The following is a 12,651-nucleotide window of genomic DNA, read 5'->3' on the forward strand; positions in this document are numbered from 1 at the left end:
GACAACAAAGCCCTGCAACATACCCGGAGCGGAACGTGCTTAGCACCGCCGCCCCAGATGCCGTGGAGTACCGTCTGCGTCGATGCACAGCCTGACCCGAGCCCGACTGCCATAAGCGGGATGTTAGACCACCGTCCTACGAACAGGAGGCTTTTCGTATGTTGACTGACGCACAAAGAGAAAAGTGGCATAAGGACGGCTATGTCAGGCTCGAAAGGTTTTTCGATGCCGTGGCTGTGGAATGCATTTCCAGTTTTGTTGAAGACGTATCACGCTGGGAGGTCAGCGATGACAAATGGCTCATGTGGTTCGAGAAGACGACGGATAATCGAAAGATCACCTCGAAGGCCGAGAATATTCTCGACTTCCATGATCCATTGCGTCATCTGCTCCTCGACGATCAGCGCATAGAGGCTGCCGTCGAGGAGCTGCTTGATGAACGGTCGCGCAGGCTCAAGGAGTTGCTGATTTTCCACTATCCCGACAGCGGCGGCTATCGCCCGCATCAGGACATCTATCACATTCCTCACGGACTGCCCGACCGGATGGTCCATGCGGTCGTTGCGGTAGGCATCGACGACTCCGACCCGGACAACGGCGGCCTTTTCTTCAGCCCCGGCAACCACAAGAAGGGGATCTTTCCCATGGATGCCTGTGGCGTGATTGATCCTGAGGTCGCCGAAACGTTCTCCTGGGAATCCGTAATATGGAAGGCTGGCGACATCTTCATCTTCGACGATTACGCACCGCATTACTCGCAACCGAACAAGAGCAACCGTTCGCGGCGGACGCTCTACTTGGTCTTCCAGCGTGCTTCAACCGGTGGGCCGACCCGCGCCGAATATAATGTGCTTAAGCGCGCCGTTAATCCGCCAGAGGGCAAAGTGGCCGATCTAGACAATCTCAAGCCGCCAAACGGCATTTTCTATCGCGATTGAACTCACGCAGCTAGGCATGCACAGGAAACTGATCGGCTGCTCAAAATGCGGAGAGCACTGCGTTTTCGATTGTGGGCTGCTGGAGCAGCGCCGCAGCCGTCACGGCTTTGGCACGACGATTGTGGGGTGGTCGCCGGGCGGTCTTCCGTGACGCCTAAAGCCGTACTGGCGTGCCCGTCTTGGCCCGTTGGATTATTCTGGAGGGAGCGCCAACGGGTCCGGGCTGCCGCCTCTCTTCGTGACTTGCGGCAGAGGCTTTGCGTTGGCGGCCGAAGATACCACTGCTTGGATAGCTGAGGTTCGTTATGCGCAAATCCACGTTTTCTCGAACGGAACTGTCGCGAGCGTTCGGTATTGACGTGGCCACGCTTGGAACCGGAAGCGCGGGCACCGGATTTTCATTTGGCAAGGTGGCACCGGGCGTCACATCCGAGCTCCACCGGCACGACGAAATTGAGGCTTTCGTGGTCCTCTCTGGCGCGGGCAAGGTCAGGACCGACCTAGGGGAAATCTCGATCAAAGCCGGCGACGTAGTTCTGTTCGACCCATTTGAAGCCCATGTACTACACAACGATGGGGACGAAGATCTAAATTTCGTGGATGTCTTCTGGCGTGACGGCAAGGCCGCCCTCGATGCCGCTGCACAGGTCGCGGCTCCCGGCCGGCCGATCTTCGTCTTCTCCGCGCCGCCAACGCCTAACGGCGATCTGCATCTGGGGCATCTTTCTGGTCCTTATTTGGGTGCCGATGTCTACACGCGTTTCCTGCGCATGAATGGGGCCGAGGCCTACCACCTGACTGGGAGCGACGATTACCAAAGCTACGTTGTGACGCGTGCCGATGCCGATCAATCGACGCCCGCAAAGGTGGCTCACCACTACGCGGACGAGGTTCGCACCACGCTTGGTCTTCTTGACTGCGAGATCCACAGCTTCTTACACACGATGGGTGATGCCGCTTATGGCGACTTTCAAGCCGCGTGTTTCCGCAGTCTTCTGAGCAGCACGGCGGTAGATGTGAGCGAGAGCCCTGCGCTGTTTGACGCCGTGACAGGCGATTACCTTTATGAACCGGATGTTAGCGGCCTCTGCCCCGATTGTGGCGCCTCCGCTGGCGGCAACATCTGCGAGGAATGCGGCGCGCCGAACCTATGCCACGACCTGGGTGCAGTCCGGTCGCGGCACTCGGCCGAGGCGCCGCTGGTCGGCTCCGTGCGCCGCCCTGAACTCGCTCTGGAACGGTGCTATATCAATATAGACCGGCATTTAAGGGCGTCGGGCGCGCCCGTTCGGATCATGGACCTCTTCGCGCGTCTACGCCAACGCGGCGAGTTTTCCGTGCCCCTTACCCACCCCTCGAACTGGGGCCTGCCTGCCGAAGGGCTCCCGGGGCAGGTGATCTGGGTCTGGCCGGAGATGGCTTTCGGATTCCTTTACAACATCCAGACGCTAGCTCGCCTGCTTGGGCGCGACTGGAATGCGGCGATGCCCAGCAATGACTGGCAGATTGTCCATTTCTTCGGTTTCGACAATTCCTTCTACCACGCGCTACTCTACCCCGCTGTCTATGCCGAGGTGTTCTCCCACTGGACCCCGCGAGTCCGGTATCACGTGAATGAGTTCTACCTGCTCGATGGGCAGAAGTTCTCGACCAGCCGCCGCCATGCGGTCTGGGGTAAGGAGGTTCTGGGTCCAAAGACAGTCGACGTCGTGCGACTTCATTTGGGCCTGACACGCCCGGAAGGTGAGCGGACGAACTTCACGCTGGACGCGCTACGCCGCACCGAGAATGAGGTGTTTCAGGGGATCTGGCTGAATTGGCTTGATGCGCTGCACCGGGAAATCAAGCAGGACTTTGGTGGCTGTGTGCCCGACGCAGGCGACTGGGCTCCCACAGATCGCGCTTTCCTTGCTCGGATAGAGAACCATCGCGCAGCGATGGAACGCACCTATTCGGACGATGGCTTCTCGGTCCGTCGCGCGGCCGTGCAGGCCTGCGATTTCGTGCGCGATTGCGTAATCTACCGTCAGGCGCAAGACTATGCAGTGGCGCGAAGTCTCTATCTCGCTCGCACCCGGACTTGGCTCGCGCTTCAGGCAACCGCCGCTGCTATCCTTGCGCATACGCTCGCACCGCTGATGCCCCGATTTGCCACAACGCTTGCGCGAGGCATTGACGGCGTCTCACCCGAAACATGGCCCACGTCCGTGCGGCGACTTGCGCCAGGGACGATCTTTGATCTCGGACCCCTGCTCGCGTTCTATGCCAAGTCAGAAAACCTTAAATGACCAGCGAGCGTATGAGCTACCCCAACCTCGACCGGAGGTGCGCGGCAATCAAAGCCGATGAAGACAATGTCTTTACTCGCTGCCGCTGGCGCCTGAAGGCCGCTACCTAGCTCTTGAGACCAAATTGGCCAACTGAACCTGCAAATGGTTGACGCCGAGCTTCCAGTCCGTACTGCCGCAAATGCCGGTGTGGGCTCTGCGCTGAACAACCGCTCCGGCATTGGGGGATTGCCGTCCGAGTACGGTCAAACCCGCCATGGGTCGAGGCACTGGAATCTGCAACGCTGCCGAACCTCTGTCATGAAAATAATGGAAGGTGCATGCGGCATCCCCTCTAGCGAAACAGCATACGCACTCCGGCAGCTCGCACTCGATATGCCCGGCCTCATCGACCCGGCGCTGTTCGCTGTTCTAAGCGATTTACGCACCAGAGATGCGTGTCCAAACCTGACAGCCGGCAGAAAACATGTCGGGATGGAAACAACCGTCCTCTTGGCTCTGTTCGACTTATCGAAGCCAATAAAGCGTTTGCAGCGTGCCAGGCGCGCTGGCACGGCCTTTGCTCGTTGAGGGGCGGCGATGGTGGGTTGACCCGCATGAGACCACGCAACAGGTGTGATGGCCTCCCGTGTGTTCCGTTCCTGAGGGTAGTGCCAGATCGCTTATGGACGCTAACGAGGTCCGGGAAAAGCTTTTGGAGAACAACATGGTGTTGCGTATCGAGTCCCCGGCTCCTCCGATCAAAGTCAGCGACTGGCTCCGTGGCAAGCCCCTCGCGAACTTTCAACCCGGCAAGGTGTACCTTGTTGAGTTTTGGGCGACTGGATGCGGACCTTGTGTGGCGGCGACGCCCCATCTGATGCAGCTACAGGACAAATTTAAAAATAGCCGATTTGAGGTGGTCGGAGTCGCAGCTAGCGAAGATGGCCCGACCGCGGAGGAGACGCGGACGAGCTTGGATGCTTGGCTGGTTCAGAGATTCCCCAATTTAAATTATCGGATTGCCTTCGATTACACAGGCGAAATGAACAGACTTTGGATGAAGGCGAGTTCTTCTCTCGGGATTCCTGCCTCGTTCCTGGTGGACCGCGACGGCCGCATCGCATTCATCGGCCACCCATCGGAACTCGATGACGTTTTACCCAGAGTTATAGGAGGAAGCTGGCGCAGTAGCGACGAAGCGAAAGCCGCCGACAAAGGGCGGATCGATGGGAACCAGCGCACAGCGCGCGAACTGGCGCTGATCGAACCGATATACGCCAAACTCCAGCCGGCGATGCAGGCGCAGGAATGGAAGGCGGCACTCTCGGCCGTCGAAGAAGGCCTCGCTTTGATGCCAGACAATTACGGGTTCCGGCATACTCATGTGGATCTTCTGCTTCACAAGATGCGCGACATGGAGACCGGGTTGCCAGTTATGCGCCAACTAGTCGGAGACGCTATCGACAAGAAGTTTGAGGCCGTGTCCTGGATGGTAATGGCCCTGAAGCAACTCTTCGATCCCTCGACGAACAACTCCCATCTTCCCCCTGCTGAGCGCTTCGCGATGGGCAAAGAGCTGTCTGAACAAATCTTGGCACTGAGTCCTCCAGAAAACGACGGCCCCCTTAAATTCGTTTGGTACGTTCCAGTCGCTGAGTACCATTATGAGTGTGGCAACAAGGTTCGCGCGATCGAGCTGATCGAGGTTGCGCTGAAATCGCTTGACCTTCCGGAGCCAATGCCGGACCACATCAAACAGTACTACCTTACCCCCTTGCTCCAAGCCTTGGCCAACTACACGGGTGAGAACGCCTCTTACGCGGATCTCTGCGTGGTTCCACAAACTAAGGCTCCGGAAACTCAAACCGCAGCCGCCTGATGAGCAAAGATCACAAAGGAATACGTGAATTGAACCTGGTCGATTTCTGCGGCGGCGCCGGCAGGAAGTATGCCCCAAGCATTAGAGGCGGGATCGTTTGCTGCAAATAGGCTCAGACATTAGTGACCAACAAGCGGACACGGCGTGGAAGAGAAGTTCGAGCCGTTTTGCCACGTCTTTGAAGGCATCTCAGTCCAGGACGTGTTCGAGATCGGCCATGAAGACCTCAATTGCCCTGAATCGGGTCCGCCACGCGAGCCGCCGGTTGCGCAGGTGTGCCCGAACTCAGCGTACCCGAAAGCAGAAATCCTCCGTTGCGGACGAGGACTGGAATTTGAGGAAACGAAATTTCTCACTGCGCCTGGCCTGCCGTCAACAACGAGCGCCTTGCCCTTGTTGGAGTAATTCTGGAGGTTTTCCGATGCTCATGAGTCCCAGGGCTCACGCAAAGGAAATCGGGGACCGAGCTGCTGGCCGGCTTCATCATTCACGGAACTGCGCCGCAAGTCCGATCATTCGCAATCCGGATCCGGATGTGGAGGCACTATGTTTTCAGGCCAGCGGAGATAGCGATCGAGGTGAGCTCAGGTGTGATGAAACTAACATTGAAAGTTTCTGGGCCTCTGGCTCGTGCTTTTCGCGGACGCAGCTGTTCGTTTCTGTCGAGGCGTCCGCCGGTTGGGCATTCGAGACTTTCCGGGAAGTCGCGGACGGAACCAAACTGGTCGATGATGCGACTGCAGCTATTGTGACATCGCGGGGGCGTGAAAGACCGATTTTCGAGGAAGGATCATGTCGAACTTGGATGAGATGGTGAAGAAGGTCCGAAAGCTTCAACTGCGCGCAGCAATTGCTAAGACGAACCTGCGCGACCTGGCTGAAGGTCTTCCGGTGAAATGGACTGAGATAGAGGAAGTGGCCGAGAAGGCGCACGCCGTCTATGCGGAGTTGCACGGTGCCAGGAGAGAACTCACGAAAATGAAGAGTTTACAGTGACGAGCGCATTCATCACGCGTGACGGTTCCAGATGGATACCGGAATATTTGACGACTATAGATGGCAAGATCTGTATCGGCTGCGGGCGCTGTTTCAAGGTCTGCTCCCGTGAGGTCATGCACCTTTACGGTGTAGATGACACGGGTGAAATTCTCGGCGCCTGCGACGGCGGTGACGACGACTTCGATGGTGAGCTCAGTCGCATGATCATGGTGGTGGACCATGCTGGCCGATGCATTGGCTGCGGAGCCTGCGGCCGTGTCTGCCCAAAGAACTGCCAGACTCATGTCGCGGCCGACCAGATCTCGGCCTGAGCTGCACGATTGACGAGAAATCAGGAGAACGGCATTGCGCTTAATCATCTTTTGTCGGCTCCTGGGGATGGTCCTGTGCGGCAACGCTGTGACGGTTTACTTCGCGTCGGATTCCATCCGTCTGGCCGTCTTCACGACGCTGGCCCTTTGGCTGGTTCTCCAGGTGGCCTATTTCGGGAGCGTTCTATTTCTAATCTGGCGGTCCAGCGGCGTTCGCGGCGAGCAAACGGCTGAGCTTTTCGGTCGCTCCCAGAAAGCTCGATTCCGGCCGCCAGATAATGATGATGTTAGGAATGAACGTTCAGATCTGCGCCAGCGCAATCAAATGATCGGCATAGCGCTGCTCCTCCCTTGATGCGCCGTGGCAATATAAAGCACAGCTTCCTACAACCTCGGCGCACCATATTGAGTTGATCATTGCGTGTGACAATCGGATGCGACGCGTTCTGTTGGTCATACTGCCATCGAACGCAGTTTCGCCCATTCTTTCGCGGGAACCAGCACCCGGGTGGTTCGTCTCGGCGGCTAACGAAGCGCCGGAAAGCACCAACAGTGGCGCTCTTTGGAAACGCAGCCGGCCCTCTTAAAAGCGCTCGTGCACCGCTAGTGTCAGGGCGATCACCTTAACACTGGAGAAAACATGATGAAAAGGCTCGCACGCTACCAGCTCACCTTCGGACCCCGTCGAGAAGCTCGACCGGCTCAGCAAGCATCTGGACGGCAGGGTGGAAATCTAAGCCAAGCGCGAGGACTGCAACTCTGGTCTCGCATGCGGCGGAAACAAGCTGCGCAAGCTTGAATACATCATCCCCAATGCGATCGCGTCAGACGCCGACACGCTCGTCACCGTCGGCGGCGTGCAGTCCAACCACGCCCGGATGGTAGCAGCGGTCCCCGCCAAGCTCGGCATGAAATGCCTCCTGGTTCAGGGGATCTGGGTTCCATGTGACGATGCCGTCTACGACCGGGTCGGCAAAATTCTCTTGAGCCGCATCATGGGGGCAGAGGTTCGCCTGGTCGACGAGGACTTTGACATCGACATCCGCCAAAGTTGGGAAAAAGCCCTTTCAGCACGAACAGCCGCAGGTCGCAGACACTACCGCGATCTTGTCCGTCATCTCGTCGACGCAGACATCCCTTCGAACCTATGCGGTTTACGGTAGCAACGCATTCGAGCCGCAGATCTGTCCCTTCTGTGGAGTGACCCGGACGACTATGCCGAGAGGCTTGAGGAGCTCGCTCGCTCGGCCCCGCAATCACGACAACTTCATCGGCGGAAAGTGTTTGGCCCGTTCCAACCTACACTGTCACGCGGACCGGACACTTCAACACACCGACGCCGGGCTAAAGGCCCGTGCCGCTTATTAGGTTCGAAGGCGTGAACGCAGGAGCGGATCCCAAGGTTCTCGGCCATCGGCATCGCCCCGAAGAGGGGGGTGTAACATACCGGGAACGAAGGCCGTCCATGTCAGGTGACATTCGGTGATGTCCGATCTCCGACATTTCAGACGGGAAAATAGGTAACGATCGCTCCAACATCTTGTTCCAAAACGATATCACATTTCGGCACGTTTCTCGCAGAGTTATCCATAAGACGCGTCACGTACTTTCGAGAACCCGTCTAATTTGCTCTTTCCCGCCTGAGAGAAGTGACGATGAATCCTGTAGCGCAAGCGATGATAAGGCCCGAATTCGCTGACGCCGCATGGCAGGAGCGCCGTGCTGTTACTCGCGTGGACCAGCTGCGCGAGCTGATGGAGAGCGGCGCCAACGGCAACCTCGTGCGAGACATTGAGCTCGGCCTCTCGCGCGCGCCTATGTCGATGCGGATCACACCCTATCTTCTGAGCCTAATTGACTGGTCGAACTTCCTCGAAGACCCGATCCGCAAGCAGTTCATACCGGTCGGAAGCGAGATTCTTCCATCTCACCCGTTACTAAGAATGGATTCGCTACATGAACAAGAAAGTTCACCTGTAGATGGATTGGTGCATCGCTATCCCGATAAGGCGCTTTTACTCGTGACGGATCGCTGCCCGGCTTATTGTCGTTTTTGCACCCGCAGTTACAGCGTAGGCCTGGATACTCAATCTGTGTCGAAGAAAAGGCCTTCGTCATTCCAAACCCGGTGGAATGCAATCCTTGAGTATCTTCGTGCGACCCCCGTCATCGTTGATGTGGTGGTTTCGGGAGGTGATTGCTTTCAACTGAATCATTCTCAACTCTTGGCGATCGGTACGGGACTTCTGTCCATCTCCTCAATTCGCCGCATCAGATTCGCTACGAAAGGCCTCGCTGTACTGCCCATGAAAGTCACAAGCGATCATGAATGGACTGATGCCCTTGTGAACATTAGCGATGCTGGCCGGAATCAGGGCGTAGACATCTCACTTCACACCCACTTCAACCACCCGCGAGAAATCACAGACTATACCGTTGCGGCGGCAGAGCTTCTTTTCAAACGCGGGATAAAGATGCGCAATCAGTCGGTTCTGATGGCTGGCATCAACGACGATGCTGAGGTCATGAAAGGGCTAGTCCAAAAACTCTCGCACCTGCACATACAGCCGTACTACGTGTTTGCTTGTGATCTTGTGGACGGACTCGAGCACATGCGCTGCTCGATCAGTCTTGCATGTGAGATAGAAAAGGCCATACGCGGGACCACGGCTGGATACAACACTCCGTTATTCGCTGTCGACGCGCCGGGGGGCGGCGGAAAACGCGACGTTCATAGCTTCGAGCATTATAATAGGCAGACAGGGATTGCTGTTTACCGGGCCCCCTCTGTCCGGCCGGAGCAGCTGTTCATATATCCCGATCCTTTGCAATCTTTATCACGAAATGCCCAGGCCGCATGGCTAGATCCTCAGCGCGCCGAACGCATGCTGACCGATGCGGTTCAGGCCGCTCAAACAAGGCGACGGGTTGAATAAACGCCTCCGCGGCATGGCATCGCGCATGAGCACAGTGTTGATAGGAGAGCTTGTAGAACCGTTAGCCGGGAGCATTATAAAGAATTGAGTGCAGTAGTGTTACAGAACTTTTTTAACCTCTTGTTGCTGTCGAAGGTGTTCATTCCAAAATATGGCACCTCGGCAGAGCCGAGCAATGTTCATGAAAGGAGCTTTGGCGTGCCGAGTCGAAAAGTAGAAAAAACCACTTCTATCGTGATAGACGACGTCGGTTGTGCAAGGCAACTCAATGACCGTAATGTAAGAGTCCTCGATGTTAGTGAAGCTAAAGGGCGCGGCGTGTGCTCGGCTCGCGACTTCATGCCAAGCGAGGTTGTTGTCATTGGACTGATTGCCCGTCTGGAGACGGCTCGCACGACGGACTCGATTCAGATGGAGCGGGATGTCCATGCTCTGTTTGAGGAGCCGGCTGTCATTATCAACCATTCTTGCGACCCCAATTTAGCAATCGTTCCTAATCGATTCGGCGCCTACGACTTCGTGGCCATCCGGGAAATACCAAGTGGTGTCGAATTGACATGGGACTATGCAACCTCAGAGGTTGCGTGCCTCGGGGTATCACTCTGCCTCTGTGAAGCGGAAAACTGCCGAGGTGCAGCCGGAGGTTTCGCCACGTTGCCTCGCGACCACCCGATGATCATATCCGGACTGTACGCACCGTATCTTGACGAGAAGCCGGGCAACCGCCGGAGACGATAAGGGTGTCTCCACTCAAGATCGAAAAGTTCCGGACAGGAGCTTCGACTTGTCCCGATCCGACTTGGGTGCAGTCTCGGGGACATGAAGGCCGCTCACAATGCTGCCAATGTTTACTGCGACGGTCCCGACATTCTGGCCGGGGGTCCGGCAGACCGCAACACGACTGTGTGCGCATTCGTGTCAAGAGGGGAAGGCCGATAGCCGGCGCGGCTGAGGGTGCTGGGACGCTCATCTCGAACAGGGTGCCGCGCCCAACCGCCCTGTGATCGAAGCGTCAATTGGTGCCAAGCTTGCTGCGACCGGGGCGCTTCCAGGAACGGTTTGGCCGATCTTCGAAAACGGTGTGTGCTTGCATCTGAGGGCGTGCCGAACTTAGAACACCGCTGGCTTGCAACCGGGCGGAGGATTTCAGCTGCGGCGGAACGAATGCGACAAGGTTTGCTGGCGGTCACTCGGCCGTATTTGACCCAAAACCACCGTGCGTCACCAGTCGTTGCAACGGATCCGTCAATAAACTTTATAGAATCTTTGCGACCGCCAATTGCCAGCAATGCTACCTTCTTTATAACGTGTGAGGTCAGGCATGGCCCGAAAGCAGACGCCAAATTATTCTCCGAATAGAACGCGAAATGGAGATCAGAAGCACAATGACAAGAAGAGCAATAATTCTGCTTGACGGCCTAGTTTGTGAAACTCTAATATATTCCCGAGCGGCCAGACGTCTTAGACTGAATCCCATTATCCTGTCAGCGGATCCGGGTCGGTACGACTATATTGCTGCTGAAAGGATCGAGGCGATCCGGGTAGATACAGACAATCTCGATGCGCTGATCTGCGAGTGTTCCCGGCTAAATGAGACCTATGACATTGCCGGCATTACGTGCGCTGGGGACTCGTTTTATGCCACAGTTGGCAAGCTCTGCCAGTATTTCAATCTGCCGGGACCGAACCCCGAATCCATTGAAAGATGCTGCGACAAATTCATCCAACGTCAGCTCCTCGCCCAAGCCGGCCTTCCCGTACCTGCTTACCGCTTGGCTGCGGATGCTATGGACATAGAAAGCTCTGCCGCACAGATCGGGTTGCCGGTGGTTCTTAAGCCGGCCGTGGGCAGCTGCAGCAGCGGTGTAAGATTGTGCCGCAACGCAGATGAGTTGGCCGAACATACGACCTATCTCTTCGGGGGCAAGCACAGGTGGCAGTCCTCGCCGAGGGTATTGGTCGAAGAATTTGCAAACGGCCCGTTCTATAGCGCTGACATTATGGGAAGCGAAGTCGTTGGGATTGAAGCTGTTGACTTCGATAGCCCGCCGCATTTCGTCTTTCGTCAGTTGACCTTTCCCGCCCCCTTAATTAACGAGGACTATCAGAGAATCGCCGAAGTTTCGCTGAGTTGTTTGAAAGCTCTCGGCCTTGGCTGGGGTCCCACGAACATTGAATTCCGGTGGACAAAGCGTGGTCCAGTGGTCATCGAGGTCAACCCGCGCCTTCCCGGCGGACCCAATCCTCGGCTGGTTCAACTGGCTTACGGTGTCGATCTCTTCACCGAGCACATCAAGCTTGTCATCGGCGACCAATGGGATCTACGCAGAACGAATTCGCATACCGCGCTCGCGCGGCGCCTGATTCCTGATCGGGACGGCATCCTCGATTGGGTCAATGGCGACAGCAGGGCAGCTGAAATACCAGGTGTAGTAGAGGTAAAATTGGAGGTCGAACCGAAGACGCCGATCGTCAGGAAAGGCGATTGGGGCGACTGTATCGGATCCGTGATCGCCGTTTCACCCACTCTTGCTGGGGCCGAAGCAATACTTCAGACTGCCGTTGACTTAATCGATTGGTCGATCACACCATTTCCGACCGACGGCGGTGAGCAACAATCTGCGGCCCAGGGGCTTTCATCGGGTCCGAACGGTTCCGTTGCGAACTCCAGTTGACGTCCCGAAGGCCGGTTGAACCTTATCCGGCGTTCATACGGCGAGCAATGTTGAAGCGAGTGCGGACTTGTGTCATGCCTGTCTGGGGTGCGGCCATTCACATGGCCCAGGCCCGATATGGTGACGCGCGATCAGGTCCAAAACTGCTGCGAACTCATGCAGCTCGGGACTTTCAGGAATTCCCGTGCGGGGGCATAAGGGGTATAAGGATTCCACATAACCCGAGACCAAATGATCTTCTCGACCAGCTTCTGGGAGGAGATAAAGCCAGTGCAGCCTTCGAACAGGGCGGCCTGCTTGGATACACCCAAGGAGGCTTTGACCTAGCGCGCTGAACGCGGAGATGGACCATCGTCTGGCGAACGGCGGAGACGCTGGCAGTACGCATAACGGCTAGCGTCCTCAAGATGGTGAATTGAGGCCGACAGGCTCGAGATCGATGTTCCGCGCGACCTCCAATCGAGCTTCAATCCGCAGCTGAGCGCCAGGCATCAGCGCCGTTTTCCCCTTTGATGACAATGACTATCTATGCATGAAGCGCGGCATGAGCACCCTGGAGATTAAGGGTTACCTGCGCGATCTGTACGGTATCGATGTGTCGGCGGACCTTGGGGCTGTCAGGAATTCCGTGTGCGGGCGGGCA

10 protein-coding genes and 2 pseudogenes are annotated in these 12,651 nt (G+C 56.8%); all 12 read left to right on the forward strand.

All coding sequences use genetic code 11. From position 1 onward, the window contains the following. Window positions 1–158 precede the first annotated feature (158 nt). Window positions 159–938, forward strand: a complete 780-nt coding sequence (locus tag A4R29_RS04765; RefSeq protein WP_063171310.1) for a phytanoyl-CoA dioxygenase family protein — start codon at window positions 159–161, stop codon at window positions 936–938. Between the two features lie 305 nt (window positions 939–1,243). After that, entirely contained in the window at window positions 1,244–3,226 is a 1,983-nt protein-coding gene (locus A4R29_RS04770; protein WP_244506894.1) for a class I tRNA ligase family protein, read from the forward strand. 706 nt (window positions 3,227–3,932) lie between these two features. After that, a complete protein-coding gene (locus A4R29_RS04780) occupies window positions 3,933–5,087 on the forward strand; it encodes a TlpA disulfide reductase family protein (protein ID WP_082827534.1) in 1,155 nt (384 codons plus the stop codon). A 144-nt stretch (window positions 5,088–5,231) separates the two neighbouring features. Next, window positions 5,232–5,492 carry a hypothetical protein gene (locus A4R29_RS04785; protein ID WP_063171312.1) on the forward strand — a complete coding sequence of 87 codons (261 nt, stop codon included), beginning with the start codon at window positions 5,232–5,234 and terminating at the stop codon, window positions 5,490–5,492. A gap of 387 nt (window positions 5,493–5,879) precedes the next feature. Continuing rightward, complete coding sequence (locus A4R29_RS04790; RefSeq protein WP_027162749.1) at window positions 5,880–6,083, forward strand: CCE_0567 family metalloprotein; 204 nt, start codon at window positions 5,880–5,882, stop codon at window positions 6,081–6,083. Then, on the forward strand, window positions 6,080–6,397 hold the full coding sequence (gene fdxB / locus A4R29_RS04795; protein WP_063171313.1) for a ferredoxin III, nif-specific: 318 nt from the start codon (window positions 6,080–6,082) through the stop codon (window positions 6,395–6,397). Before A4R29_RS04790 ends, fdxB begins: the two co-directional genes overlap by 4 nt. A 34-nt stretch (window positions 6,398–6,431) precedes the next feature. After that, complete coding sequence (locus A4R29_RS04800; RefSeq protein ID WP_063171314.1) at window positions 6,432–6,752, forward strand: exopolysaccharide production repressor protein; 321 nt, start codon at window positions 6,432–6,434, stop codon at window positions 6,750–6,752. A gap of 285 nt (window positions 6,753–7,037) precedes the next feature. Continuing rightward, window positions 7,038–7,497 (forward strand): annotated as a pseudogene (locus A4R29_RS32675) (pyridoxal-phosphate dependent enzyme); the annotation flags it as partial. A gap of 555 nt (window positions 7,498–8,052) precedes the next feature. After that, complete coding sequence (locus A4R29_RS04810) at window positions 8,053–9,333, forward strand: KamA family radical SAM protein (protein WP_063171316.1); 1,281 nt, start codon at window positions 8,053–8,055, stop codon at window positions 9,331–9,333. Between the two features lie 84 nt (window positions 9,334–9,417). Then, window positions 9,418–10,071 carry an SET domain-containing protein-lysine N-methyltransferase gene (locus tag A4R29_RS33990; protein ID WP_145923733.1) on the forward strand — a complete coding sequence of 218 codons (654 nt, stop codon included), beginning with the start codon at window positions 9,418–9,420 and terminating at the stop codon, window positions 10,069–10,071. Between the two features lie 647 nt (window positions 10,072–10,718). Beyond that, window positions 10,719–12,008, forward strand: a complete 1,290-nt coding sequence (locus A4R29_RS04820; RefSeq protein ID WP_063173577.1) for an ATP-grasp domain-containing protein — start codon at window positions 10,719–10,721, stop codon at window positions 12,006–12,008. Between the two features lie 203 nt (window positions 12,009–12,211). Then, a pseudogene (locus A4R29_RS34875) lies at window positions 12,212–12,618 on the forward strand (transposase); the annotation flags it as partial. Between the last annotated feature and the right edge of the window lie 33 nt (window positions 12,619–12,651).

It is taken from the genome of Mesorhizobium ciceri biovar biserrulae, assembly GCF_001618845.1.
GTDB classification, from domain to species: Bacteria; Pseudomonadota; Alphaproteobacteria; order Rhizobiales; family Rhizobiaceae; genus Mesorhizobium; species Mesorhizobium ciceri.